This window comes from Acinetobacter silvestris (genome assembly GCF_002135235.1).
Classification (GTDB): Bacteria; Pseudomonadota; Gammaproteobacteria; order Pseudomonadales; family Moraxellaceae; genus Acinetobacter; species Acinetobacter silvestris.
The window spans coordinates 112670-139141 of the sequence record NZ_NEGB01000001.1; the positions used below are offsets into that span (position 1 = coordinate 112670).

23 protein-coding genes and 2 pseudogenes are annotated in these 26472 nt (G+C 37.8%); 12 read left to right on the forward strand and 13 right to left on the reverse strand.

Annotated features, from left to right (window positions below):
• Nucleotides 1-77 precede the first annotated feature (77 nt).
• Nucleotides 78-401, reverse strand: coding sequence for a pyrimidine/purine nucleoside phosphorylase (gene ppnP, locus B9T28_RS00590; RefSeq protein ID WP_086202032.1), 324 nt, complete (start codon nt 399-401; stop codon nt 78-80).
• Nucleotides 402-757: 356 nt separating this feature from the next.
• On the opposite strand from ppnP, the gene recN reads away from it, so the two are divergent.
• From recN to B9T28_RS15175, 4 genes and pseudogenes are all read left to right on the forward strand, one after another.
• Nucleotides 758-2431 carry a DNA repair protein RecN gene (gene recN / locus B9T28_RS00595; protein ID WP_086202033.1) on the forward strand — a complete coding sequence of 558 codons (1674 nt, stop codon included), beginning with the start codon at nt 758-760 and terminating at the stop codon, nt 2429-2431.
• A 328-nt stretch (nt 2432-2759) separates the two neighbouring features.
• A complete protein-coding gene (locus tag B9T28_RS00600; RefSeq protein WP_086202034.1) occupies nt 2760-3314 on the forward strand; it encodes a YqgE/AlgH family protein in 555 nt (184 codons plus the stop codon).
• Nucleotides 3307-3750, forward strand: a complete 444-nt coding sequence (ruvX, locus tag B9T28_RS00605) for a Holliday junction resolvase RuvX (protein ID WP_086202035.1) — start codon at nt 3307-3309, stop codon at nt 3748-3750. Before B9T28_RS00600 ends, ruvX begins: the two co-directional genes overlap by 8 nt.
• 14 nt (nt 3751-3764) lie before the next feature.
• Nucleotides 3765-3875, forward strand: a pseudogene (locus B9T28_RS15175) (short-chain dehydrogenase); the annotation flags it as partial.
• A gap of 144 nt (nt 3876-4019) precedes the next feature.
• Here the strand turns inward: B9T28_RS15175 and B9T28_RS00610 are convergent.
• The 3 genes from B9T28_RS00610 to B9T28_RS00620 all read right to left on the reverse strand — a co-directional run bounded on the left by B9T28_RS00610 (nt 4020) and on the right by B9T28_RS00620 (nt 7395).
• Nucleotides 4020-5030: an HlyD family secretion protein gene (locus B9T28_RS00610; protein WP_086202541.1), complete on the reverse strand. Its 1011-nt coding sequence runs from the start codon at nt 5028-5030 to the stop codon at nt 4020-4022.
• Between the two features lie 68 nt (nt 5031-5098).
• Entirely contained in the window at nt 5099-5305 is a 207-nt protein-coding gene (locus tag B9T28_RS00615; protein WP_086202036.1) for a DUF1656 domain-containing protein, read from the reverse strand.
• A gap of 2 nt (nt 5306-5307) precedes the next feature.
• Nucleotides 5308-7395 (reverse strand): FUSC family protein, encoded by a 2088-nt coding sequence (locus B9T28_RS00620; protein WP_086202037.1) that lies wholly within the window; start codon nt 7393-7395, stop codon nt 5308-5310.
• Nucleotides 7396-7879: 484 nt separating this feature from the next.
• Between B9T28_RS00620 and B9T28_RS00625 the strand changes: the two genes are divergently transcribed.
• On the forward strand, nt 7880-8716 hold the full coding sequence (locus B9T28_RS00625) for an IclR family transcriptional regulator (protein WP_086202038.1): 837 nt from the start codon (nt 7880-7882) through the stop codon (nt 8714-8716).
• Nucleotides 8717-8934: 218 nt separating this feature from the next.
• Here the strand turns inward: B9T28_RS00625 and pgsA are convergent, their stop codons facing one another.
• The 5 genes from pgsA to lpxO form a co-directional block, all read right to left on the reverse strand.
• The gene (gene pgsA, locus B9T28_RS00630) at nt 8935-9522 is read right to left on the reverse strand and encodes a CDP-diacylglycerol--glycerol-3-phosphate 3-phosphatidyltransferase (RefSeq protein WP_086202039.1); all 588 of its coding nucleotides are present in this window, start codon (nt 9520-9522) and stop codon (nt 8935-8937) included.
• A 117-nt stretch (nt 9523-9639) separates the two neighbouring features.
• Complete coding sequence (locus B9T28_RS00635) at nt 9640-10434, reverse strand: thioesterase family protein (protein ID WP_086202040.1); 795 nt, start codon at nt 10432-10434, stop codon at nt 9640-9642.
• Nucleotides 10435-10617: 183 nt separating this feature from the next.
• Nucleotides 10618-12417 carry an excinuclease ABC subunit UvrC gene (gene uvrC / locus B9T28_RS00640; protein WP_086202041.1) on the reverse strand — a complete coding sequence of 600 codons (1800 nt, stop codon included), beginning with the start codon at nt 12415-12417 and terminating at the stop codon, nt 10618-10620.
• A 78-nt stretch (nt 12418-12495) separates the two neighbouring features.
• Nucleotides 12496-13395, reverse strand: a complete 900-nt coding sequence (locus B9T28_RS00645) for a hypothetical protein (RefSeq protein ID WP_143222586.1) — start codon at nt 13393-13395, stop codon at nt 12496-12498.
• A gap of 424 nt (nt 13396-13819) precedes the next feature.
• Nucleotides 13820-14734, reverse strand: a complete 915-nt coding sequence (gene lpxO / locus B9T28_RS00650; protein ID WP_086202043.1) for a lipid A hydroxylase LpxO — start codon at nt 14732-14734, stop codon at nt 13820-13822.
• 475 nt (nt 14735-15209) lie between these two features.
• On the opposite strand from lpxO, the gene fadB reads away from it, so the two are divergent.
• Both fadB and fadA read left to right on the forward strand, forming a co-directional pair.
• A complete protein-coding gene (fadB, locus tag B9T28_RS00655; RefSeq protein WP_086202044.1) occupies nt 15210-17363 on the forward strand; it encodes a fatty acid oxidation complex subunit alpha FadB in 2154 nt (717 codons plus the stop codon).
• A gap of 12 nt (nt 17364-17375) precedes the next feature.
• Nucleotides 17376-18548 carry an acetyl-CoA C-acyltransferase FadA gene (fadA, locus tag B9T28_RS00660; protein WP_086202045.1) on the forward strand — a complete coding sequence of 391 codons (1173 nt, stop codon included), beginning with the start codon at nt 17376-17378 and terminating at the stop codon, nt 18546-18548.
• Between the two features lie 51 nt (nt 18549-18599).
• On the opposite strand, the gene B9T28_RS00665 is transcribed toward fadA, so the two are convergent.
• From B9T28_RS00665 to B9T28_RS00680, 4 genes and pseudogenes are all read right to left on the reverse strand, one after another.
• The gene (locus B9T28_RS00665; RefSeq protein WP_086202046.1) at nt 18600-19529 is read right to left on the reverse strand and encodes a phospholipase D family protein; all 930 of its coding nucleotides are present in this window, start codon (nt 19527-19529) and stop codon (nt 18600-18602) included.
• A gap of 156 nt (nt 19530-19685) precedes the next feature.
• Nucleotides 19686-19999 (reverse strand): annotated as a pseudogene (locus B9T28_RS00670) (tellurite resistance methyltransferase TehB); the annotation flags it as partial.
• 60 nt (nt 20000-20059) lie between these two features.
• On the reverse strand, nt 20060-20539 hold the full coding sequence (locus B9T28_RS00675; RefSeq protein WP_086202047.1) for a hypothetical protein: 480 nt from the start codon (nt 20537-20539) through the stop codon (nt 20060-20062).
• 221 nt (nt 20540-20760) lie between these two features.
• Nucleotides 20761-21510 carry a hypothetical protein gene (locus B9T28_RS00680; RefSeq protein ID WP_086202048.1) on the reverse strand — a complete coding sequence of 250 codons (750 nt, stop codon included), beginning with the start codon at nt 21508-21510 and terminating at the stop codon, nt 20761-20763.
• 181 nt (nt 21511-21691) lie between these two features.
• Here B9T28_RS00680 and B9T28_RS00685 point away from each other — a divergent pair, with 181 nt between their 5' ends.
• The 5 genes from B9T28_RS00685 to B9T28_RS00705 all read left to right on the forward strand — a co-directional run bounded on the left by B9T28_RS00685 (nt 21692) and on the right by B9T28_RS00705 (nt 26433).
• Nucleotides 21692-22099, forward strand: coding sequence for a hypothetical protein (locus B9T28_RS00685; protein WP_086202049.1), 408 nt, complete (start codon nt 21692-21694; stop codon nt 22097-22099).
• A gap of 40 nt (nt 22100-22139) precedes the next feature.
• Nucleotides 22140-22802, forward strand: a complete 663-nt coding sequence (locus B9T28_RS00690; protein ID WP_086202050.1) for a CDP-alcohol phosphatidyltransferase family protein — start codon at nt 22140-22142, stop codon at nt 22800-22802.
• 109 nt (nt 22803-22911) lie between these two features.
• Nucleotides 22912-23613, forward strand: a complete 702-nt coding sequence (locus tag B9T28_RS00695; RefSeq protein ID WP_086202051.1) for a DsbA family oxidoreductase — start codon at nt 22912-22914, stop codon at nt 23611-23613.
• Between the two features lie 667 nt (nt 23614-24280).
• Nucleotides 24281-25414, forward strand: a complete 1134-nt coding sequence (locus tag B9T28_RS00700) for a hypothetical protein (RefSeq protein ID WP_086202052.1) — start codon at nt 24281-24283, stop codon at nt 25412-25414.
• A 68-nt stretch (nt 25415-25482) separates the two neighbouring features.
• Nucleotides 25483-26433, forward strand: a complete 951-nt coding sequence (locus tag B9T28_RS00705) for a hypothetical protein (RefSeq protein WP_086202053.1) — start codon at nt 25483-25485, stop codon at nt 26431-26433.
• Nucleotides 26434-26472 lie beyond the last annotated feature (39 nt).

Consider the following 26472-nt stretch of genomic DNA (forward strand, 5'->3'; position numbering starts at 1 on the left):
GGATTTTATGAATACGCTAGTTTAACCGATTATCGTGAAAATTTCTTCGCTAAAACACTGCAAATCATTGCAGTCAATTAACCTTCTAAATGGCACACATAGTCTAAAATATCATCAGTTTCTATTTTAAATTTGCTATTGCCTGGCACATAAAATGACTGCCCAGCACGAAATAATTCATGCGCTTCGCTGTCAGCAATTTTCACCCGACATTCACCCGAAATAATTTCCATTCGCTCAGGCACATGTGTTTCAAATGTTAATGCTTGTTCGGTTGGAAGAATAACCCCTAATGTTTTTTTCGTCCCATCTTCAAATTGGACGGTATGACTTACACATAAACCGCCAAAATAAACATTTGATTTTTTTACGACTGAAACATGATCAAATTGTGATGACATGCGTATTCTCCCAAATAATGCGCATTTATATAAATTATGATTTCGACAGTTTAATTGTGCTCGATCAACTAATCAATCAATGTTTCATGTGCATCAATTTTCCAACCATTTTTATGAAAAAAATCTTAAGTATTACAACTATAAATAGTTCTGATTACGCATTAAAAACAAGGTATTCATGATCTATTTTTATTAATGTTACTTCTTCAGCTATGTTTTTTAAGTGAGAATCTCATTTCGATCTAAATTTTAAGTTAGAATTATAAAATCACTTAATATTCGAATACTAAGTGGCTTGTGACTAAAACAAAACTTCACTATCTTATAACAACACTTTTCGCAGCTTGGATGCGTTTATGCTGACACACTTAAATCTCATCAATTTTGCTTTAGCAGATAACTTAGCCATTGATATTGAGCAAGGTTTCAACGTACTCACTGGGGAAACAGGTGCCGGTAAATCGCTATTACTAGATGCCCTCTCTGCCTGTTTAGGCGAACGCACCGATACCAATTATGTTCGATATGGGACTGAAAAAGCAGATGTAACAGCGGTATTTAGCTATCAGGAACATAGTCCTGAAGCAGAATGGCTAAAAATCCATGAACTCGCGGATGAGTCTGGTGAAATTCATTTGCGTCGCGTTATTTTTGCGACAGGCAGAAGTAAAGCATGGATTAATGGTCGTCCAAGCAGTTTATCTGAACTAAAAGAAATAGGACGGCTTTTGGTTCAACTCTATAGCCAGCATAGCCAACAACAATTATTAGAACCACCTTATCCTAAACATTGGTTAGATCGTTATTATAATTTTTATCAACCTGCTCAAGAGGTTCGTGATACTTATAATGCATGGCAAAAAAATATTCGTATCCACCAAGCAGCCATTGATGCACAAACTAATCGTTTACAGCGTCTTGAAACATTAGCCTTACAATTGGAAGAGCTCGAAGATATTCTTCAAATTGACTATAAAGAAACTGAACAAGAGTTTGATCGTCTCAGTCATCATGAACATATCATGCAAGACTGTAGCTATAGTCTGAATGCGTTAGATGAATCTGAGCAAAATATTGCACAGGAAGTTTCTTCAATTCTTCGTCGCCTAGAACTACATGCAGGACGAAGTGAACAACTCGCTGAGATTTATAACTCACTCGTCAATGCACAAAGTGAAATTGAGGATGCAACTGCCAATTTACGACAGTTTATTGATCGTCAAAGTTTTGATCCTGAACGGATGGAAGAGCTCAATACTCAATTAGAAGTATTTCATCGCTTAGCTCGAAAATATCGTATTCAGCCAGAAGAGCTAAAAAATCAGCATGCGCAATGGCAACACGAACTGGAACAACTGGAACAACTAGAAGATCCTGAAATTTTAGCGGAACACGTTGAAATAGCGTATCAACTTTTTTTAGACAAAGCCCAACATCTTGATACGATTCGTCGTGAAGCAGCCTTACCCTTAGCGAAACAATTAACTGAACAAGTTAAAATACTAGCACTACCAGAAGCTTATTTTGAATTTAAATTTGAACCTTTAGAGCAAGTTTCTGCTGAAGGTTTTAGTTTTATTCAGCTCTTATTTACAGCCAATAAAGGCATTCCTGCTCAACCGCTGGCTCGCGTCGCATCGGGTGGCGAACTGTCACGTATTGCCCTAGTCATGCAGGTCATGAATGCAGAAAAAACCGAAGCTGAAGTGTTAGTTTTCGATGAAATTGATGTCGGAATTAGTGGTGGCACTGCTGAAATTGTTGGTCGACTACTTGCAGATTTAGGTCAGCACGTACAGATCATCTGTATTACCCACCAAGCCCAAGTTGCAGCTCAATCTGATCAACATTTGTTGGTGAAAAAATTACAAACTGATCCAGCAAGCAGTACTATTTTAGAATTAGAGGAAGATCAACGTATCTTTGAACTAGCGCGCATGACTGGCGGCGTTGAAATTAGCGAAACGACATTGCAACATGCCAAGCAATTACGTCAGTTAAAATTTCAAGCAGTGAAATTAAATGCATAAACAATTAAGATCAGCAGCTTGAACGACTGGTCTTTTGAGTTATTCAATAGAAATAAATGAGCTGGTGAATAGTTTTTATCCACCCCAATATACTTTTCACCATTATCAACAGATATTTTTAAATCATTAAAATTTACATTTTAAATATCTTAAGTAAAACAAGTATAAAACTAACTTTGACTTCTCGATAATTTCTGTTTACTTTTCATTTTATATTTGAAATGACATGTTCAATATCGCTTAAATAGGCTATGGTAATAAAAACATGAATATATGATAAAACTGAATCATTAAAATTCAGTAATAAACATTTAGGAGAAGCCCTTCGGTGCCCAAACAATACTTAATGCATCATTGTCTAATTGCCCCTCCCAACATGGTAGATGATTTTTTTGCCAATACAGTCGTGTATTTAGCTCGTCATGATGCGGATGGTGCACAAGGAATTATTATTAATCGCCCTTCAGGTCTACAAATTAAAGAGCTATTAAACGACTTAGATATCAATGCGGATCATGTTAATCCACATGAAGTCTTGCAAGGTGGACCGTTACGTCCAGAAGCTGGATTTGTTCTACATACTGGGCAACCTACATGGCATTCGTCCATTGCAGTAGGCGAAAATGTTTGTATCACCACCAGTAAAGATATTTTAGATGCGATTGCACATAACGAAGGTGTGGGGCGTTATCAAATTGCGTTGGGCTATGCCAGTTGGACGAAGCATCAATTAGAAGAAGAGATCGCCCGTGGTGATTGGTTAATTTGTGACTCTGATATGGATTTAATTTTTAATTTGCCTTATAGCGACCGTTGGGATGCTGCATATCGTAAAATAGGCGTAGACCGTACTTGGTTATCTTCTGAGATTGGACATGCCTGATTTATCACAACCACAACTCATTCTTGCTTTTGATTTTGGCACACAGAAAATGGGAATGGCAGTTGGCTCTTCTATCATTGAAAGTGCTGCACCGCTTGCACTATTTCCCATGAAAGATGGGATTCCCAATTGGGATGAACTGTTAAAGATTGTAAAACAACATCAACCGAATCTATTTTTAGTGGGTCTACCCTTAAATATGGATGATTCAGAGTCTGAACTTTCTGCACGTGCGCGTAAATTTGCACGGCGTTTACGCCATCAAACCAATATTGAAACCTTAATGGTGGATGAACGTTTAACGACTCGAGAAGCTCGTGATGAATTAGATCATTATCAGGCTCAAGGGCGTGCTAAAAATCTGGCTGCAGATAGCATCGCCGCAGCTTTATTTATTGAAAGTTGGTACCGAAATCCTGAAGGTTTAACCCCATAATTTAAAGTATAAACATGACTAAAACTTTTATTGTTTATGGCGTAAGTAAAGGTTTAGGTCATGCAAGGATCCAAGCAACTCCACAATCAGCAGATACTATTTACGGGATATCTCGATCTCAACCCACTTTTCAGCATTCCAATTTTCATTGAATTTTTGCTGGTCTATCTCAATCTGAATATGCCTGCAATGGCAGACTTAACTATGTAAATGAATCAAGTGTAGACCCATCTTTCGATGGGTAAATTTAATCACTGAGATGGGTTTATTTATTTTTGAGTACTTTCTAAAATATGAACCGTTGCGGTACGACCAGCCACAAAAGCCAATTCATTATGCGGGAGTTCATCCAATACTATTTTTACGGGGACGCGTTGTGCTAAACGCACCCAACTGAAAGTTGGATTAACATTGGCCAATAAACCTGAAGATGAAGTCCGTTCACGGTCTTCAATTCCCGATGCAATGCCTTGTACATGACCTTTTATTTTTTGCGTATCCCCCATTAACTGGATACTGGCTGAGTCACCCACATGTATTTTATTCAGTTTTGTTTCTTCAAAATAACCCACAACATATAATTGTTTACGATCTAATAATGCTGCAACAGCTTGTCCAACTTTGACATAATTTCCCGCGCGCAGATCAAAATTCGATAATGTTCCATCTGCTGGTGCAACAACTTCAGCGCGATTCAAGTTGAGCTGTGTCAAATGCAGATTACTGTTTGCCACTTCAACTAAAGCTTGTTGCTGTTTAATATTGGCGTGCGCTTGTTCAATCGCTGCAAGTAACTGTTCATGTTCAGCATGCGACTGGTCCTTGGCTGCAAAGACTTGATCTTGCTCCTGTTTCGAAATTGCACCATTCATTAAGTCTGAATAACGAGTTGCTGTTTTATCTGCAAGTGTAAGATTGGCTTGAGATTTTACCACGTTGGCTTTGGTCTGAGCTAAACTCGCTTCAGCTTCAGCAAGTCCAGATTTCGCCTTCGCTAACTCTGATTTAGCTTGTTCAACATCTAACGTTTGCCGTGCAAGATCAATCTTAAAAAGAACCTGCCCTTTTTTCACGGCCTGATTGTCTTGCACTAAAACTTCGGTGACTAATCCAGAAATATCAGATGAAACTTGAATGACATCGCCACGTACACGACCATCACGTGTCCAGGGTTCAGCATTATAATAATTCCAAATATGCACGACACAAAAAATCGCAAGCACTGCAACCACCAGTAGAACGATTGGCCGTATCACTTTACGCTTATCAAAAGTATTCATTTTCTCAACCCACTCAATCATCAAACTCAAAAACCAACCCGAATCAATCAACCACTAAAATCCAATACTTAATTCAAACACAAAATAAAAAACCAATGCATTAACCACAACAAAATAATGTAAAGGCATAAGTTAAATATGCCTGGAATAGCAACCCAACCTTTAGCGATCCATTGATTTGTTGCTAAAGTCACGATCTTAAATAGGAGATAAGCCAAGATGGCTTGAATTAAAAATATAGGAACATAGACACCGTAAATATTCAGCTCACCCATACCTATACTCCAACCCTAGCGATAGCAATGTCTTCTGCATTAATACCACCATCATGACAAATACTATTGCGAATATTATTGACTGAAATTTGAATACGCTGACGAATATCCTGATCCTGAATATTTTGTGCTGCTCGATCTACTTGATGCAGTTGCAACCTGATTATTTTCAATTGATTGGTTTCAGGCATACGCTTAGATTTACTATCCAACCATTGAACAAGCTGCTGTTGTAATTGCTCAATCAAAGTCACGATGTCTGACTCTGAAGGTAATTTCGCGACCAACTCATGTAAACGCGATAAATCAATCATGGCACTGGATTCAATCAAGGCCTTGTTAATTTCACTTTTGAGCTCATCCGACTGAACTTGCTTGGTATTTAGTAGACCGATTCGATCCAACATACCGCGTAAATGAATTCTAAATGCCAATCCATAATCCATATAAATAGCCTGCTGCATATCTCGATAATGTGCAGACAACATCCGTTGAGCCGTCATATCTGGAGACATCGCCCGAACCAAATGAATCACGAAAATCGCAATAATGGGACCCAAAATGGAACCAATTGAGCTGTCAAAAAACATCACCTGATCCAATGAATAGTGATTATGTAAATTCAGCCCCATGACTGTCACCATCACCAATGGTAAGCCTAAACCCACCAATTGTGGATGTGGAAACATACTTAAAAAATAGATCAGAAAAGGTGCCAATACCACGACCAATTGCCAGAACGTCGTTACATGAGGAAAGATGCCATAGGCGTAAATAAAGATAATAAATGTACCGTAAATACTTCCTCGAACAAAAACCTTCAAAGCCGGAACTGGATTGTCTAATGCCGTTAAAATACAAGCACAAATCACAGCCAATTGCGCCATCATAAAACCGACTTTCCAACCACTTAAAATCCAAAGTGCCGTTGCAATCAATATGGTCATGAAGACAGAAATAGCACCACGAACGGCAATGCCATAATCACGATGCAAACTCGGGTAATTCGTGGTTAATGCAGCAATCGATTCAGGTAAACTGTAGTCACCGTGTTGAATCCGTTGCCAAATAAGCTTCACAGCACGTACATTCTGTATAAAATGACGAACATCCATTTTAACGCTACTCAACATAACCCGTTGATCTAGATGGGCTTGCTGTAAGATCCAATCAAAATCTGTATCAAAACTCACAGGAAGTTGATCCAATTCATCTTCTTGTATACGCTGATCATCCTTTAAAAATTCAATAACATGGTCATGCAATTTTTTTAAATTTTGTCGATAAGACAAATCAATTTGGTCCAACTGTTTTAAGCGTTCAGAGATGGCAACCAAATTAGCGACCAGCATGGTGACTTGGTGTAGTAATTCTTGTATTGGCTTGGTAATTCCTTTGAATTTAGATTGTTCATAACTCAAATGCACGGCCATAGCATGAATATCAGAGGTATCTCTCGTAATATGAGCCAGTAAAGTGGTGTAATTATCGTGATGCCGCTCATCTGATAAAATACGATCAAATAAGGCTTTGGTATCTTGCATGGTCTTATTCACACGATGTTGTAATATCGGCCCTACATGCATGGGAAAAATAGTCGCCGAGACCACGGCACTGCATACCACACCTAAGGCTATTTCTAAGCAACGCCCCAATGCCATATCAAAAATGCTGACCGTATCAATATAGGCAATTGCATTAAAACAAATCAGCACTGCGGTATATCCCGCCAGCATAAATACGTAGCTTCTTGGAGTCCGATCTAATAACGAAATATACAGACAAATACTGACCCAAGCTGCGAGTACCAAAGTAAACAACAACGGCGTATTGATGAGTGATGGCGTCACTGCAACTGCAAAAATTGCCCCCACAATTGTCCCTAACAGCCGATAAATACTTTTGGAAGACGTCATTCCCACATAGGGATTAGCAATCACAAAGACTGTGCCCATTGCCCACATCGGATACGCCAGATCTAAAGCAAAGGCAATATAAAGTGCCAGCATCGCTGCAATAAATGTTTTTGTCGCAAAAATAAGATCAAGCTTACTGGGTCGAAAGGCCAATAACGGTTTGAATAAAAACATCGAGATGATCCGATTGAATGCTCAGAAATATCTTTCTCTACATGCTTATATTTTTCTGTAAACCACAAAAATAACAGTTACATGTACAAATGGGGCTTTGCAGCTAGAGACATTCAATCATGTGACTCTGAAATCAAATACGGAACTGTATTTGACCCATTAAAAAGGCTTATTCATAGAATATGAGAAAGTTTGACTAAATTCACACCAAAATACTCAGCGCAAACTCATTATTGGATATTTATACTACAAATCAACCTAAAAATAAATTTTTATTTAATTAAAAAATCATATAACGATAATATATCGTATATTTATGGCGGTTTTCTTCTATAAATGGACATAACCCGCATTTGAAAATGCAGTATAAAAATGCTTTAAATAGCGTATGTGATCGATAAATGACTCGGCAATATCCGCCTTTTTTGTTATAAGGTAACACTACATTCTTTTTTCTGATGTTCAGCGATATAGTAGGTCGTCAATGGCGCTTTCAAGTTTTGGTAAAATTCTCACCGTACTAGATTTATTCTCAGTATCGCGTCCAGTCATTAATGTTGATGTAATTTGTGAAGAACTCAGTTTATCTAAACCGACCAGTTATCGTTATTTAAAAGAATTAGTTTCCGCTGATATTTTACAACGTTTAAGTGGTACTTCTGGGGACTACACCTTAGGTCCAAAAATTGCCGTGATGGATTATATTTCCAGAACAACGGATCCTTTAGTCCAAATTAGTATTCCTTTTATGCAGGAAATTTCTGAAAAAACGGAATTATGTTGCTTACTGACCCATCTAAACAGTAATTATTGCATTGATATTCATCATGAAACATTCAAAAATGTAGAAATATTTTCTTATGGTCGTGGCTGCCCTCGTCCAGTTTTTATGGGCTCGTCCCCTAAAGTCATTATGGCGCATCTCTCTAAGCAAAAAATTCATGAATATTATCAAACCTTTTCAACTGAATTAGAGAAAGTCGGATTTGCACATAACGAAGATACCTTTATTGCAAAAATGAAAAAAATTAAGAAGCAAGGCTACTATCTCTCACGTGGTGAACTCGACCCCAACGTTTCAGGTTTATCTGTACCAGTAAAATTTTCAAGTAAAGAAGCACCTTTAGCACTGACGGTGGTCGCGTCAAAAAATCGCTTTGAATTTATTAATATTGATAAACTGATTGAAATTTTAAAGGAAAATGCAGAGCAAATAGAAAAACGTTTCTTGGCACTTTCAGAAAATCATCAGTTAACGGACTATCATTCTGTAGTGCAAGAAAATAAATCTCGCACTTTATATAACTCTCATCGCAATTAAACTTGAAGCGATCAACGCTTCTTGATTAAGCACAGATACAAGCGAAGATGGTCATCACTAACAGCCAAATGCGTGCTCAGTCGGTAATAGGAACAAATGATCAAATCGGGGAACTTATGACACCTCTGTTAATTTGTGAAAAAGTCTAAGAACTTGATTCTGCTTCAAATATAAAAAAGCCTTTCATGATGAAAGGCTTTTTTATTGTTCAATTCAATTTAAGGTTGTTTTAAATACGGCCAAGCTGCTTTTAAATAAATAAACATCGACCATAATGTTAAAACAACTGCGGTATATAATAACCCATAAGCCAACATTTCCAACGGCTGCCAATTGAGCAAAAATACCGTAATGGCTATCATTTGAAAGGCTGTTTTATATTTACCGACTGTTGATACAGCCACATTGGTTCGTGCACCTAATTCTGCCATCCACTCACGTAAAGCTGAAACGGTGATCTCACGTGAAATAATGACAATGGCAGCAAAAGCCATGGCAATATTTGGTTGCCATTGCACCAAGACAATCAGTGCCGCAGCCACCATTAATTTATCAGCCACTGGATCTAAAAAACGTCCAAATGCTGAGGATTGATTTAAGGTACGTGCCAGATATCCATCTAGCCAATCCGTTACTGCTGCAATAACAAAAACAGCAGTCAAAACCATATGCCGCATCATACTGCCTTCATGGCCACCAACCCCAATTGCAGGTGGCCAATACGCAATAATTAAAAATACTGGAATTAACGCAATTCGTGCCAGCGTCAAGATATTTGGAATATTCAGGATTCGACCTGTAGTCATAGACACCGCCACGCCAGTTTGTCCCCTATTTACCTATCATTCGTTATAAGCAAACAGCTGTATAGAGAAAAGCTCTAATCTTGCCAATACTTTAAACGATTCACGTGAAACTGTCGACTAGGCAAATACGGTCACCGTCTGTCGAGAAATCGCAATTAAACGATTATCGGCATCCCAAATATGTGCATATTCAGTTGCATAGCCTTCGCCTGCATATTCGGTGACGACTTTATATTTAAACCAATCATGGATTTGATGTTGAATTGGATGTACATAAGTGACATGCCAAGTCAGTGTGCTGGCAGGCAACATACTTTTAAACATCGGTAATACGCCTGGCGGCCATACATCAAATAAAATCATCAAGTCTGCAACTGACATCACACGATTTTCATGTAACTCAGGATCAAATCTAAACCATCCACCAAAATCGGGTTTGTCACTGGCTGAACAAGGATAATGCCCCTCAGCCCATGCCAATTCAAACTGCTGGAAACATTGCGGTGCAAAAGCATTCTTTGGCAAAATTTTCAGTTCATCAACAGCAGGATAATCAGGCGCTTGAATTTCATTACGCACATGAATGCTCGATTCACGCTGCATACCAAAACTTGCCAGTAAAATACTCTGCACGGCATCATCTTGCCATAAACGGACTTCAATGGTAGTGACGGATTTTCCTTGTCTTAAAATTTCAGCCGTCATTTTAGCTTTGGCTTCTTGAACAGGTCCGACAAAGGTCACACTAACACTGAGAAGATGCTGGGATGGATCATTGATGGTCGTAACGGCTTTATGCATCAACAAACCTGCCACTAAACCGCCAAAAATAGTCCGTCCTTGCAACCATCCGGCTGGAATGTCAATCCATTCATTTTGTTCAATATCTTTGAGAGTTTGGGTAAATGACATTGCTTATCCTCAAGCACTTTTCTATGTCACTTAATGTTTCATATTTTACCTAGTGTTGTGAATGATCAATGACTGCTGCGTCAGTGAGCATTTTGGCAAATGACCATGCACTTATATTCCGCTTGATGTAAAAATCAAGCTTGCTGATCTATTCAATAATCAATTGAAAAAAATTAAAATAAACTATTCATGTAAAATTTTATAAATTGTCCGTGCCATAACATCTCCCAAACCTGGAACCATTTTTAAATCATGTTCAGCAGCCTTAAGTACACCTTGAATCCCTCCAAAATGCGTCAATAAATCACGGCGACGTTTCGGTCCTAATCCCGGAATGGCTTCTAAGACTGAACCACCACGGCGTTTATCTCGTTTGGCACGATGTTTGGTAATGGCGAAACGATGCGCTTCATCACGTACCTGTTGGATTAAATGTAAAGCTTTATTATCTTCAGGTAATTGAATTTTGGTACCATCAGTAAAATGTAGCGTTTCTAAGCCAGGTTTACGCCCTTCACCTTTAGACACCCCCACCATAAACGCATCCAATTCAAGTTCTTGCATCACTTGCATCGCCATATTTAACTGCCCCTTGCCGCCATCAATCAACAGTAAGTCAGGCAACATGGCTTTTTTATAACGACGGATTAAAGCTTGACGCATGGCAGCATAATCATCACCACCAGTAATATCTTCAATGGCAAATTGACGATAATCTCGTTTCCGCGCACCGCCGGCATCAAAGACTACACACGATGCAATGGTCGCTTCCCCCATGGTATGTGAAATATCAAAACACTCGATACGATCAATCGGTCGATCCAGTATTGTTTCCAACTGATGAAAACGTTCATTGAGCTCTAAATGATTCGCCAACTTGCCTTTAATGGCATGTTGCACATTCATCTCTGCCAACTCAAGCCACTCGGCACGCGTTTCACGGACATTGGGTTTAATCTGAACTTTCTTTTCAAATTGCTGCTGTAATGCCTGCTCCATTTCTTGGCGATCTGGAATATCAACATTAATAATTAACTCAGCTGGCACTTCATCTGCCACTTGGAAATAAAAGTTCGCCATAAAGTCAGACAGCATTTGTCCTAAATCATCATCTAACATATCGGGGAAATAGCTTTTACCGCCTAACATTTTGCCATTCCGTACATGCATAATCTGAACACAAGTTACCCCAGCCTGATAAGCAATCGCGAGAATGTCAGCTTCACCTTTTAACTTATAAATGGCTTGTTGTGACTGTACTTCGCGTAACAATGCCATACGATCACGGTAAAATACGGCTTTTTCAAACTCTAAACTTTCCGCTGCCTGCTCCATTTTACGAATCAGTTCCTGATTCAGCTCTTTGGTATCTCCTTGTAAAAAACGGATCGAATTTTGAACATCTTCCTGATAGTCTTCGGGAGAAATGAGCCCCACACACGGCGCGGTACAACGTTTAATTTGATACTGTAGACAGGGGCGTTTACGCTGTGAAAAATAGCTATTTTCACATTGGCGCACGTTAAAAAGTTTTTGTAAAACCAATAAAGTATCACGGGCATTATAGGCACTTGGATAAGGTCCAAAAAACTTACCCACTTGATGTTTGCCCTTGCCACGACCACTGGCAATGCGTGGATAAGGTTGATCTGCTGAAACAAAAATATAGACATAGGATTTATCATCCCGCAACATAATATTATATGGTGGGCGATGCAGCTTGATTAAATTTTGTTCGAGTAGCAATGCTTCAGTTTCAGAACGAACAATCAGCGTTTCAATGTCATAAATGCGTGCTACTAATGCCTGTGTTTTCGGATGCTCAATCGTTTTAACAAAATAGCTCGACACGCGATTTTTTAAATTCTTGGCTTTGCCGACATACAGTAATTCACCGTCTTTGCCGAGCATGCGATAAACACCGGGCAAAGTCGTCATATTGGCTAAAATCTTTTCGATATTTTCACACGCGTTTTCGTTCACAGTAGACTTTTAAGTTGGGCTATCCATGGATGATGTAGATCGATCATGCATTTTTCAAGTCTACTGTTGTGAATAAGCTTATTTTTCTTCATTAGGTTTGTTCAATAATTTTTCAATGGATCGAGATACAGCTTTAAATGCAACCTCATTTAAATAATCACATGCAAATTCATTAGGAGTATCTTTAAATGATTCATTCTGTTCATGATAAAAACCCCAATAATTTTTACCCTCAATACTTAATTGAACATTCGCAAGATTTGGCTGACCTTCCCCCTGTTTGAATTTTGTCCAGTCGACGTAATTCCAATGTGCTATTGTTTGAATTACACTATCTTCACTGACATGCTGAATCGTGGTATCTGGATAAAATTCAATATAATCCTGACTATTCTTGACTGATTGTTTCTGCCAACACACAGAACCCTTAGGAAATCGATCAGAAGCATCATAATAAAGACCCAAAAGCGCTGCTAAAATTTGACCTGTTGCACTACTGTATAATTGTCGTACTACGTTGTTTTTATCTTCTACTAGAGGTAAACCTGAAACATCAATTTTTTTAAATTGATTAGAAATCAGCAAAGGTTTTCCAGTGCTATTCAAAAAAGGTTTTTCAGGACTATAGTTACTGACCGTATATGCTAACGTTTCACCATCAAAATGAGCATTTTCACCAATCAAATAAGTCTCTTTGTCCAGTTTTTGCGGCATGAAGGTGGAAATTCCCTCCTGCGTTACATAGTTTTTTACCGCGTCAAGACCAGACATTCCTTGCCTTAAATACGCCACACTCAAGTTATTTTTTTGATCAATTCGATATCGACTTAGCTCTAAATTGAAAAGTGGATCTCCAGTCATACGATAAAGATCTTGAGATGCCAACTGTTCTTTATCATTTGAATGACTATCACCTGAACCGCCACCGCAAGCAGTTAGAAATAACATTGAGATCAATAATACACTGATATTTTTCATTTTGTCTTCTGAGTCCATTCTATTTGTCGGAGTAATCAATCAGATTTTGCTCACTAGGCAAGCTCGTAATCCGTAAAATTTCTACCTCAGACTGCATTCAATATACATCGTTAATTGATCAAAAAAATCAATAATATAGATAAAAAACATTCAACAATAATAACAGCAAAAATATTCCATCCTTTCGCTGAAGTGACCCAAACACATTTTTGCAACAGCATGATCTTTTTTAGTATAGGTTATTGAATGCAAAAAAATTAGGCTCGAATGAGCCCATATTTTGGTAATTTATTTTTAAATTTTTCTAAGCAACCAAGTCAATACTTGATTGTACCGAAAGGTATTTCTTTATCCAGTTGGATAATCATTTCCCTATCTTTTCCTTTAAGTAAGCAGAAGATAAGGAGAATAGAGTTCGTGAATCTTAAAATACATAAGGTCTGATAAATATGAGGAAGAAAATACCCAACATCAAGAACCATTTTAAGACGTAATATAAACGTCTATTCGTTTTCTTTAAGGCTTTGGCTTGAATACGAATTTGATATACATAACCAAAAACTTTATTTAAACCACCCGTTTGGTCTCCCACTTCATTTGGCGAGCTTGCGGCTGTCATTACTTTTTTACCAAACCAATGGTTAAAACGTGACATCCAGCTGTTCGTCAGTGGTCGCTCGACATCCGCAAAGAAAATAATTCTATTTTGATCTGTGGTGTTTTCAGCATAGTGAATATAGGTTTCATCGAACACTACACTTTCACCATCACGCCAAGAATACTTTTGACCATCGACATCAATAAAACAACGGTCATCATTTGGCGTGATTAAACCAAGATGATAACGCAACGAACCTGCATAAGGATCACGATGACGTACCAAACGGCTCTTTGGAGCAAGTTCAGTGAACATAGCAGCTTTAATGGTCGGCAATTTTTTTAATAATGCAGTAGTTTTGGGGCAAAGTTCGGCTGCTGATGGATGTGCAGAGTCATACCATTTGAGATAAAAACGCTTCCAACCTGTTTTAAAAAAGGAGTTAAAACCCAAATCATCATAACTACTCGATGCTTTAATACCGCCTTGTGCATAGAGTGCTTTCGCTTCATCACGAATCATTTCCCAATTTTCATCCAGTACTTTCAAATCTTTAAAATGTTGTGTTTCAACATAAGGCTGATTGGGTACCTTAGAGAACATATACATCAAGAAATTGATTGGTGCGAAAAGAGTTGAATGGTCAAAAAATTGGCGGTAAAACGAATGACGCACTTTACCTCGATTTTGGATATACAACGCCGATATCACAAAAATCGCCAATATAATCCACTTAAACATAGATATACCCAAAAGAGCTTTATCAGGTCAATTGGCCTGAACAATGGATGAATTAAAAATGCCATAAATTATAACAAATTTGAAAATTTATGGGGATATTTTGATCGGATGCTTTATTTATGTAGCAATGAATCCACATGACAAACATGGCATTGACCATTTTGACTAAAAGTTACTATTTTTTAGACTTAAATTTAAGTATTTAATTCACGATTTTAAAGCTCAGAATTGAAAAAAATATTCAATAAAACAAAAACTTCATCCTATTTTAAAATTCAAAATCACGGGTTAAGCGACAAATTACAAAATATTGCTACAAAAAAATTGATGACCCTTGCGTCACGGCTTGATACAACTTGTTATGTTTTTTTTAGCTATAGTTATCGTAAGATTAGCGAAGTAGAAATGTGTGCAGAAAAAGTACACACGCTTCAAAACATCAACTTAGAAGTCCTCCAAAAAAGGAGATCAGGGCATGATCCACGCTGGCAATGCCATTACCGTCCAAATGCTTTCGGACGGAATTGCAGAATTCCGCTTTGACTTACAAGGTGAGTCGGTTAACAAATTCAACCGTACAACGCTTGAAGATTTTAAAGCCGCAATTGCAGCTGTTAAAGCTAACAGTTCTATCAAAGGCTTAATCGTTACTTCTGCTAAATCTACATTTATCGTCGGTGCGGACATCACTGAGTTTGGTGACAACTTCGCTCAAGGTGAAAAAGCAATTGTCGAATGGGCAATGCCTGTTCACGACGTGTTTAATAGTTTTGAAGATTTGGAGATTCCGAAAGTCGCTGCAATCAATGGGATTGCATTGGGTGGCGGTTTCGAAATGTGCTTAGTCTGTGACTACCGTGTCATGTCGCAAACTGCTCAAGTGGGCTTACCAGAAGTGAAGCTTGGGATTATTCCAGGTTTCGGTGGTACGGTTCGTTTAAGCCGTGTGATTGGTATTGATAATGCGGTTGAGTGGATTGCAACTTCTGCAAGTAAACGCCCTGAAGCAGCACTCAAAGATGGCGCTGTCGATGCAGTTGTTGCTGCTGACAAATTACAAGATGCTGCAATTGACTTGGTTAAACAAGCTATTTCAGGTCGTTTAGACTGGAAAGCAAAACGTCAAGAAAAATTAGAGCCTGTTAAACTTGATATGCTTGAACAGATGATGGCGTTTAACTCATCTAAAGGTGTGGTACTTGCAAAAGCAAATCCAGCGCAATACCCTGCACCAAAGCTTCTACTTGATTCATTACAAACGGGTGCAAGCCTAACACGTAATGATGCGCTTAAAGCTGAAGCTGAAGCATTTGCTAAAGCCGCAGTTACACCACAAGCAGGTGCATTGATTGGTTTATTCCTCAATGACCAAGTTGTGAAAAAAACCTCTAAAAAACATGAAAAAGGTGCACATCCTGTTAACCAAGCGGCTGTATTGGGCGCAGGTATCATGGGTGGTGGTATTGCTTACCAAGCGGCAAGCAAAGGTACACCAATTATCATGAAAGATATTGGTAATCCACAATTGGCATTAGGTATGTCTGAAGCAACTAAACTGTTGACTAAACAAGTTGAACGCAAAAAGATGACCCCTGCAAAAATGGGTGAAACATTAGCGCGTATCCGCCCAACTTTAAGCTTAGATGAGTTTAAAGATGTGGACATCGTGATTGAAGCTGTGACTGAAAATCCGAAGATTAAAGCTGCGGTACTTGCGGATACTGAAAAATCAGTTCGTGAAAATACTATTATTGCATCAAATACTTCTACGATTTCAATCACACGTTTGGCTGAATCGCTACAACGTCCTGAAAACTTTGTCGGTATGCATTTCTTTAACCCAGTTCACATGATGCCTTTGGTAGAAGTGATCCGTGGTGAGAAAACGTCTGATGAAGCGATTGCGACGACTGTGGTTCTTGCTCAGAAAATGGGTAAAACACCAATCGTTGTGAATGACTGCCCTGGCTTCCTTGTAAACCGTGTGTTGTTCCCTTACTTCGGTGCATTTGACCTATTGCTTAAAGACGGTGCTGACTTCCAGCAAGTTGATAAAGTGATGGAAAAATTCGGCTGGCCAATGGGCCCTGCTTATCTCATCGACGTTGTCGGTATTGATACAGGTGTACATGGTGCAGAGGTCATGGCAGAAGGTTTCCCTGACCGTATGAAGCCTGACTATAAAGGCGCGATTGAAATCATGTACGAAAACAAACGTCTGGGGCAAAAGAACGACGTTGGTTTCTACAAGTATGAGCTTGACCGTAAAGGCAAGAAAGCGAAAACTGTTGACCCAACAGCGTATGAGCTTGTTGCATCTATGGCAACGACTGAAAAACATGAGTTTGATGCACAAGAAATCATTGATCGTATGATGCTGACTTTCTGTAACGAAACCGTTCGTTGCTTAGAAGACAACATCGTTGCTACCGCTGCTGAGGCAGATATGGCAATGATCATGGGTGTTGGTTTCCCTCCATTCCGTGGTGGCCCATGCCGTTACATCGATCAAACAGGTGTAGCTGAGTATGTTGCGCTTTGCGACAAATATGCGCATTTAGGTAAAGCTTATGAAGCGCCACAAATGTTGCGTGATATGGCTACTAACAACAAAAAATTCTACGGTTAAGGAGCAACGTGAATGGCTACTTTAAATCCGCGTGACGTTGTCATCGTTGATGGCGTACGTTCTGCAATGGGTAAAACCAAAAACGGTATGTTCCGCAATGTGCGTGCTGACAGCTTATCTGCTGAATTAGTACGTGCTTTAGTTGCTCGTAATCAGTTTGATGTCAACGAAGTTGAAGACTTGATTTGGGGTTGTGTTAACCAAACTTTAGAACAAGGTCTGAACATTGCTCGTAACATCGTACTTTTAGCAGATCTTCCTAAGACTGTTGGTGGTCAAACTGTAAACCGTCTTTGCGGATCTTCTATGCAGTCAATCCATACTGCTGCGGCTCAAATTGCAACAAACCAAGGTGATATTTTCATCATCGGTGGTGTAGAGCATATGGGTCACGTAGGGATGATGCACGGTGTTGACCTGAACCCTGAAGCATCTAAACACTATGCTAAAGCATCTAACATGATGGGCTTAACTGCTGAAATGCTAGGTCGTATGAACGGCATTACCCGTGAAGAACAAGATGCGTTTGGTGTGGAATCTCACCGCCGTGCTTGGGCTGCAACGCAAGAAGGTCGTTTCAAAAACGAGATTGTAGGTGTTGAAGGTCATGATGCCAATGGCTTCAAAATTCTGTGTGACATCGACGAAGTAATTCGTCCAGATGCCAACATTGAAACGTTCAAAGCTTTACGTCCTGTATTTGATCCGAAAGGTGGTACGGTCACTGCGGCAACATCTTCAGCTTTGTCTGATGGTGCTTCTGCGATGTTGCTTATGTCTGCTGAACGTGCTCAAGCATTAGGTCTTAAGCCACGTGCTGTAATCCGCTCTATGGCAGTTGCGGGTTGTGATGCTGCGATCATGGGTTATGGTCCAGTACCTGCAACACAAAAAGCACTTAAACGCGCTGGTTTGAGCATTAGCGACATTCAAACGTTTGAATTGAATGAAGCATTTGCCGCACAAGGCTTGTCTGTAATGAAAGGCTTAGGCATTTATGACAAACAAGACCTGATCAACTTAAACGGTGGTGCAATTGCACTGGGTCACCCATTGGGTTGTTCTGGTGCACGTATCACAACAACGTTGTTGAACGTGATGGAACAGCAAGATACGCAAATTGGTCTTGCAACTATGTGTATCGGTCTTGGTCAAGGGATCGCAACGATTATCGAACGTGTTTAATATTTAATTAAATACTGAGATAAAAGAACCCCGCTTATTGCGGGGTTTTTTTTAGAAGCTATTTAAAAGATTTTCTTTTATTTCTTTTACTTCATTTTTATATAACTCTCTACCTATCCATTTTGTAGCATATGTTTTGGCTAATTTACTTTCTAAAAATTCTCTTTTTTCATTGACACAAAAGGTACTTAGTGACTTGTAGAAATATATTTTATTATTTTGCTCATCTGTAGAGATATGCAGAATTGAAACTAGTTCTATATATTCAATAAAATCATTATGTTGTTCTCTTTTAAATAAAATGACTGAATGCCCTGCCTCACAATTCTGAAAAAGTTGTTTCGCATGACGTTCTTTTATAAAAAACCAATCAACACTATTATTAGCATTTACTAAGGTCTGTGATTGAGCCTCGATCTGCTCATAATCTCCCTTATAATCCTTTTCATAAGTTCCTAGAGCCCAATATTTTTTAATTAATTCAGTTTGCTTAAATCTCTCACGGGGAACTACCATCTTTTGCTTTACTGGTAACGCTTTTAAACGGCTAACCTCATCACTATTAAGTAAAATAGTTTTCTTGTCTTTCTGTATTGATATTAAAATTTCTTGACATTTATTGAGTAGGTGTGGCTGATCTACATAAGAAACTATTACACCCGCTTCTATTAAGTTTTCTTTAGAATTCTTAGAAATATTTGCTGATCCTATGTAAATATATTCGTCAAAAATAATTAGCTTAGTATGTAAAGTAGGATTTGAGTAAAGTATTACACCCTTTTCCAATAGTTTTTCTAATAAATCAGCTGATGTGCCACCACTTTCAATTACATGATCTGATGCATTGACAATAAGTAGGTCACCTTCTAAAAACTCTAAATCCTCATCACTTGAAACATACGAAATCGCAGCTCTCCTAAATTGGCTTTTTTTACTAAGATTACTGAGATTCCCCCATAATTCTTCAGAATATATATTCATAAAATTTCGTATCCTTTTAAGCTATTTAATTAGAATTTATCAAGAAACTTTAACTTAATTAAGTTATTTAAAAAATTTTGGACAGTTGTGCAAGCTGAGAAAAAAGCTGGTACTAGTACTTTAGAAATCTGCTTAAAATTATTTTGATCGAAGTACTTAAATGGCGATTTTAGCTTTCTGCGCCAACAAGGTCGCAAAATGCTGTTTAATCCTATTCCCTTCTGCATCGACCCGATGCAACTCACCGATATTTTTATTGTATTTCACAATGTTCCAACCTTCATACAAAGCTCTTAATTCCCAAGCTTTAAACGCAAAAGGAAAGTCAGGCTGCGCAGATATATCATCGGTATCATCGCACAGACAATCAAATTAAAACAATTCACTTCAGTCGCTTGTTACATCTGTGCTATCAGCGGTTTCATCGTTTTGGCGTCCCAAAGCATTATCATTAATGTACAACAACAAAAGCCAATTATCTGATTGGCATCATTAAATAAGAGTTTTTATATAATTTATGACATCTAGACTTACTTGATCTGCCAGTTATTATCTTTTAATTGTTGCAATAAATTTGGGTCTAGATTCAACTTAACGGTTCCACTACGCATACCATCCACATTACTACGATCAATACCAAACTGTTTAAGCATCGTAAATAAACCTGTGGTTGGATCAGACGACTGTAAGCCCGTAGCCACGGCTAATACATATTGCTGTAATGCGGGAGAAAGTTGACTCATATCTGGTTTAGCTGCTATCGGCTGGTAGTCAATCTCTCGGATACTTCCATCTACAACAAAATTTTGTATATCCTGCTCATTTTTCATTATTTTATGCTGTAAAACTTTACGTACAGTTTTATCTTGCTGAAAAGGAATAAAACCCACCTCTTCACGCAATTCAGATTCTGCCATCACTTTGATCGTTGGCAATAAGGGCGTTTCCTCTGCCTGTGCCATTGGTAACCAAATATAAGTCAGCACAGTCACAAGCATAAAAAATTTCATACATTCCCCCACAAAATGAATCATCATCTAAAAATGATTCGGCAAAACTAAATAGTCCATAAAATAGACTATAACAAACGATCTCTTGCTTCACTAAACCTCAGATAAACGGTTCATATCGACATTGATTTCATTTTTTAGAACAAAAAAACACGATGCATGATTAAGAAAAAATCAGTTGCTCTGAAATAACATATACTCATTTCAATCAATACAATATTTTATAATTCTCCTTCTAAGGCCTCTGCATTTTGTGCTTTTTTCTGCTCAATATCTGCGTTGAGCTGTAAAACATCCTGATACAAAGTATTAAACTGTTTCACCTGCGCATCCTCAGCAAATAAAATTTTATCACCCTGTTTTTGCCACTTATACATTTTTAACATCTTAAACATTTCATCCGCTTTGGTTAAAATTTGTAGCTCCAATAAAATCAAAGAGTTTTCTTGATCTACTTTTAAATTTTGTTCTAATTTAGCTTGTAACGGATTACGTATATCCCGATCTATAGACAAAGATTTCACTGTGGCTATAGCTTCTTTCTTATTCTGTAAATTCTGCTGCTGATACTGTTCTGTGACTTGATGTGCAACTTGAAGCATATTTTCAGTTTCTTTATAACCATTTTTACGGTCAATATCCAAGCGATCCACATCTAAAAACTGATCCCACTTCACCGCTTTCAACTCACGTAAATAGGCATTACGAATTTCAACATTCTTCATCCAATAGCTTAATAAAAATTCTGATAAAACCTTATAGTCACCCTTTAAACGATCATCATGCACATTCAACTGCACAGGCTTAGACCAGTCTTGAGCCTGATCATATAGTTCACTCATCTTTTCAGACATCACTACATCAAACATCTGACGATTGGCTTCATTGCGTTTCACTGATTCATGTTCAATAAAAAGAACGGCTGCGATCACAAGTAGGATTATTCCGACAACAATCAAAATACGGCGCATAAACACCTCAAATTATTTTTCTAATGGGTTTCGTTTTAGCATAACGATATTTTCAAGTTTACTGAATGTTTTTTAATCAATAAATTTTAGCTAATTGAAAAATATAATGTTTTATACAAAGCTTGTATTTTGACCACTTTATCGTATTAAATATCAACAATCTTTAAGTTTTAATCGCCTCATGACGCAAATTATAAAAACCAGTCGTAGCTATAATCTGATCTCTGCTTGCTTTGCTTTTTTACTGTGGGGAGGTTGGAGCTTCTATATCAATACACAACAAGGCAGCTTAAAACATGGCATCATTTCTGGCTTAATCCAAGGGATTTGTAGCTTTGTGATTACCCTTTTTATGACCTTTATCATTGATCAACAATTTAATTATTTTAAAAACTTAACAGCCAAACTGTTGCTTCCACCGATACTCACCGTTTTATGCACTGGAAGTTTGTTAATCTTAATCCATCATTTAATTGGCACACCCTCAATTCTATATACCCTAAGTCCAATTTTAACAGTAGCTTTTCTTTTTGCTATTTTTACTAATTTCAAACTCTACCAACACTATAAACAATATCAAATGCCTTAAACCCATTTTTGGTATAAACAACATAAATAGAGACCAAACCATGCCAGACCACGATCAACTCGATGCTCGACGCCCTTTGAAAGTACGAGGTAATCAGCTTAGTAAAAATTGTGCCAAATGGCTCAGTCAAAAATCGATTACACCCAATCAAATTTCGATATTAAGTATTGTCTTTGCGCTATTTTCAGGCTTGTGTTTGCTGATGTCCGTACAGAATATTGCATACCGTTCCTGCTGGATGATTGCTGCAGCACTGTTTATTCAAGCGCGCTTACTGTGTAATTTATTTGATGGCATGGTCGCTATTGAAGGCGGAAAATCAACCGCTTCTGGTGAGTTATTTAATGATATTCCAGACCGTATTTCGGATCCGATCATTATCATTGCTGCGGGTTATTCTATTCTATCTGTCTCTTGGGGCGAAACATTGGGTTGGTTGGCAGCACTACTGGCCGTATTAACCGCCTATGTACGTACACTGGCCGTTTCTATTGGTGCACCCTCAAACTTTACAGGTCCTATGGCAAAGCAACACCGCATGGCATTACTGACTGTCAGCTGTATCGCGGTCGCAATTGAGTATTATTTTTGGCAACAAGATTACGCCATGCTGATTGCTTTAATCCTCATGAATATCGGTTGTGCTTGGACCTTACTGCGACGTACTGCCGCAGCCTATCAATATCTAGAGAATCCAAACTAGCGTTTATGATCATGATCAAGCTCATTTTCGCCCCACTTAAACCCGCTCAACTTTAAATTTTAAAGTTCAGCCCCACTACTTATTTAATCCATTATTTTTGAGAATTACTATGCGCGTAGATATTTGGTCAGATGTGGTCTGTCCGTTTTGCTATATCGGCAAAAAGCGTTTAGAACATGTCGCTGCTGAGGCTGGAATTGACTTAGAGATCATTTGGCATAGCTTCGAACTTGATCCAAATGCACCTGCAAAACACGATACATCCAATACTGAACGTCTAGCGAAAAAGTATGGTCGTACCATTGAACAAACACAAGAAATGGAACGAAATATCGCTCAAGTTTCGGCAGAAGAAGGCATCCAATTTAACTGGGAACAAGCCAATTCTGGAAATACATTTGATGCACATCGTATTATCCATCTTGCACAAAGCAAAGGACTGGGCAATGAAGCAGAAGAAGCTTTTTTTCATGCCTATATGACTGAAGGCATGTCGATTGGTGAGCGCGAAACGGTTGAAGATGTGGCGTCACGCATTGGACTAGATCATACTGAAGTTGAATATGTACTAGATTCCGAAGAATTTGCAGATTTCGTGCATCATGATGAAAAAATTGCCCGTGAACAATTACAAGTAACTGGCGTACCTTTCTTTGTTTTTGATCAGCGACTGGCGCTTTCAGGTGCACAGCCACGTGAAGTATTTTTACAGGTCATGCAACAAGCACTTTCAACGGCTAAAAGCGATGATATTGTCCAAGAAGATGCTCCAACTTGCCATGATGATTCCTGTGATATATCAACAAAATAAGTTTTAAATCAGATCCTTCCCAACCTCCGCAATAGCATGACAGTCAATACACCTATTTTTGCAATGCAGCGTTGCAAAAATAGGATTGTTAAGATAATTCATCTTCATTAGAATACTTGGCTTAATTTACGTATTTATGCGCTGTAGTTTCTTATTTTTCTTATTCTATAAGACTGAAATCCTCCACTTTGGGGGATTTTTAGTATGTATCACTTTTAAATTTTTCAGCTCATTTAAAAACTTAAATTCTGTAGCAGACTCTCAATATTTCAAATGATAATGTTATTCAAGTAAAAGCTTTTTCAATAAAATTCATCCGATATGCATACAACTCTTCAAGCTTGCCTTTAACTCTATCCGATCAGCATAAATCATGACTACCATTAGCATTAAAACTTACATAGTTGTTAACTAAACAAGCCTTATAGTGAATGCATAAAAATACTATAACAATTAAATCAATTACTTAATTAACAAAAATCACACTACTGAATAGAATCACTGAGTTATAATATTTTTTATACGGTTCAAGGCTTTATTTTCAAAGCCAAGTTTGATAAAACTAAGTAAATCTTATTATTTCAACGGTTATAACAAAACCACCTTCACATTTTAAGTATTGATTAGTTTCTAAACCTATAAATCCAATATTAGAAAAAGAGGGACTATGTATAAAGACAAAATTCGCTTATTTTCAAAGCAATATTCTGCCCTATTGCTCGGCTGTTTCTTTAGTGCTTATAGCTGTGCACAAAATACTGATGATGCCACTTCAAATGCGAATACAGAAGTCAGCGCCTCACTAAACCAAAATCATTTGGGATGGTTAAGCTATATTCCAAAAATAATTGATGCAACCCCTACGATACTACCTGAACAATCTAATCTCCCATTTGTTCCAACCACCACCGAAACTGAAGATCTGACCTGGGCAGATCATACACAGAAATCCATTCGAAATTGGGCAGATCAGACAGCCATAAAAATGGATCATTGGTTTGGCGACAGTAATCCAGATAAACCAGCAACTGCAACGCTGCGAATCTTGGCTGATAACAGTTGGAATAAGTATGATCATTATGAAATTCAACCCAGAATTCGCGGGAAAATCCGACTGCCAACTTTGGAAAAACGCTTAAGTGTGGTATTTGGAGATGACTCTCTCGATAATGAAATTTACAATAATATTGCGATCACCAATGAAAATACGGATACCGCTACAAATAAAAATATAGATCGTAAGCAAATTAAAGATGACAACAGTTCCATTGCGCTCCGTTGGTCACAAATGAGTAAAAAACTGCCTTTTGACGTGGATGCCGATCTCGGAATCCGTTCCGGCAGTGATATTTATGCTCGTTTAAAAGCGGAAAAAGATTGGACTTTATCTAATAATTTTTCATTCCATGCAGAACAAATTTACCGTTATGGAATCAAAAGTGAAAATTATTTAAGAACCAATTTGGAACTGACCCATGCACGCCCCAATCAAGCCTTCTTATCCAGCCAGTTCAATTTGACTTATGCCGATGAACAAGAGGATCATTTAACTTGGGATAACCGTATTTATCGACAGCATCAGTTTTTTCAAAATAATCGGTTTAACTATGGGATCTATACTGGTGGTTACTACAATGACAGTGACCTGCGTTTAAATAGTTGGGGACCTTTTATATCTTGGCGACAACCCTTATGGCGTGAATGGTTTTTTGTACAAGGTGACTTAAACTATTTTAATGATCATCGTGAAGATCGGAGCAATTTTGTCAGTGCATTGGTTCGCTTAGAGGCCCTGTTTTAGTTTTTAAATATTTTTTAAGAAATTCTAAGTATACTAAACAAAAAATTGGATCACTTGTATTGATCTAAATGTTATTTTATCGCTTAGCATCTTCTAAAACCATGATTCTACTGTTTATATTACTGAGCGGTATAATTTTATTTTGCCTACATATTGATGACTTATCTGCTACAACTCCAAAAGTTCGGATTGTATATTCTCTTCAATATTCCATCCGTCATTTTAATTTTAGCCCCATATCTGCCTGTCAGCTTAAACAAAGCAAGTTAAAATCAACACAAAATGGTGACATGACGGTTGATAGCATTGATGACAATACACCAGTAACAGAAGAATATATTCAATCACTGCTGCAAGTTTTTGGTGCAGATTCACTGCAACAACGAACTCAGCAGACCGAACAATTAAATCCGAAACCACACGATCAATTTTCTTCGAAAATACAGAAAAATCAGTCAAAATTTCAGAAAAAAAGTCGCTCTGATCTTATTACTGAGACCTTATCTAGCTTGTCACAGCTACTCCCTTTTAAAAATGATATGCGCTTAGGTTCAAATTCAAATCAAGATGTCTATGTTCAACTCAATGCATCTCAAAATTGGAATATTGATCAAAACTTAAAATTAGACACTTCCCAAACCTATCGCTATGGCGTAGACAATAAAAACTTCTTTAATACCAAACTGAAACTCAGCCATACTCAATCTCAAATCGCCTCAGCTTATAGCCAATTTAATCTGACTTATATGAACCATGAAGATGAAAACTTTATTTGGGAAGACCGAACTTATCAAAAATATCAATTTTTAAAAAATCATTCGCTAATTTTAGGCATGTATAGCAGTGGTTATTATGATAAAGAAATGACCTTAAATAGTTGGGGACCGTATCTTTCATGGCAGCAACCCATATGGCGCAACTGGTTATACATTCAAAGTGATTTGAATTATTACAATAACAAGCAAAATGCCCTTGATCATACATTCGGAAGTCGTTTGGGCTTTGAGCTGCACTTTTAAAGAAGATCAACCAACATAAAAAAGGGCTATATCTCATAG

Excerpts from the sequence above, each read along its gene's own strand:
- B9T28_RS00645 (WP_143222586.1), bottom strand. The coding sequence starts at position 13,395 with ATGAAAAATATCAGTGTATTATTGATCTCAATGTTATTTCTAACTGCT.
- B9T28_RS00705 (WP_086202053.1), top strand. The coding sequence starts at position 25,483 with ATGTTATTTTATCGCTTAGCATCTTCTAAAACCATGATTCTACTGTTT.
- B9T28_RS00695 (WP_086202051.1), top strand. The coding sequence starts at position 22,912 with ATGCGCGTAGATATTTGGTCAGATGTGGTCTGTCCGTTTTGCTATATC.
- B9T28_RS00675 (WP_086202047.1), bottom strand. The coding sequence starts at position 20,539 with ATGAAATTTTTTATGCTTGTGACTGTGCTGACTTATATTTGGTTACCA.
- fadB (WP_086202044.1), top strand. The coding sequence starts at position 15,210 with ATGATCCACGCTGGCAATGCCATTACCGTCCAAATGCTTTCGGACGGA.
- B9T28_RS00685 (WP_086202049.1), top strand. The coding sequence starts at position 21,692 with ATGACGCAAATTATAAAAACCAGTCGTAGCTATAATCTGATCTCTGCT.
- lpxO (WP_086202043.1), bottom strand. The coding sequence starts at position 14,734 with ATGTTTAAGTGGATTATATTGGCGATTTTTGTGATATCGGCGTTGTAT.
- B9T28_RS00680 (WP_086202048.1), bottom strand. The coding sequence starts at position 21,510 with ATGCGCCGTATTTTGATTGTTGTCGGAATAATCCTACTTGTGATCGCA.
- B9T28_RS00700 (WP_086202052.1), top strand. The coding sequence starts at position 24,281 with ATGTATAAAGACAAAATTCGCTTATTTTCAAAGCAATATTCTGCCCTA.
- recN (WP_086202033.1), top strand. The coding sequence starts at position 758 with ATGCTGACACACTTAAATCTCATCAATTTTGCTTTAGCAGATAACTTA.
- B9T28_RS00690 (WP_086202050.1), top strand. The coding sequence starts at position 22,140 with ATGCCAGACCACGATCAACTCGATGCTCGACGCCCTTTGAAAGTACGA.
- fadA (WP_086202045.1), top strand. The coding sequence starts at position 17,376 with ATGGCTACTTTAAATCCGCGTGACGTTGTCATCGTTGATGGCGTACGT.
- B9T28_RS00625 (WP_086202038.1), top strand. The coding sequence starts at position 7,880 with ATGGCGCTTTCAAGTTTTGGTAAAATTCTCACCGTACTAGATTTATTC.
- ruvX (WP_086202035.1), top strand. The coding sequence starts at position 3,307 with ATGCCTGATTTATCACAACCACAACTCATTCTTGCTTTTGATTTTGGC.
- B9T28_RS00610 (WP_086202541.1), bottom strand. The coding sequence starts at position 5,030 with ATGAATACTTTTGATAAGCGTAAAGTGATACGGCCAATCGTTCTACTG.
- B9T28_RS00635 (WP_086202040.1), bottom strand. The coding sequence starts at position 10,434 with ATGTCATTTACCCAAACTCTCAAAGATATTGAACAAAATGAATGGATT.
- B9T28_RS00665 (WP_086202046.1), bottom strand. The coding sequence starts at position 19,529 with ATGAATATATATTCTGAAGAATTATGGGGGAATCTCAGTAATCTTAGT.
- B9T28_RS00615 (WP_086202036.1), bottom strand. The coding sequence starts at position 5,305 with ATGGGTGAGCTGAATATTTACGGTGTCTATGTTCCTATATTTTTAATT.
- ppnP (WP_086202032.1), bottom strand. The coding sequence starts at position 401 with ATGTCATCACAATTTGATCATGTTTCAGTCGTAAAAAAATCAAATGTT.
- pgsA (WP_086202039.1), bottom strand. The coding sequence starts at position 9,522 with ATGACTACAGGTCGAATCCTGAATATTCCAAATATCTTGACGCTGGCA.
- B9T28_RS00620 (WP_086202037.1), bottom strand. The coding sequence starts at position 7,395 with ATGTTTTTATTCAAACCGTTATTGGCCTTTCGACCCAGTAAGCTTGAT.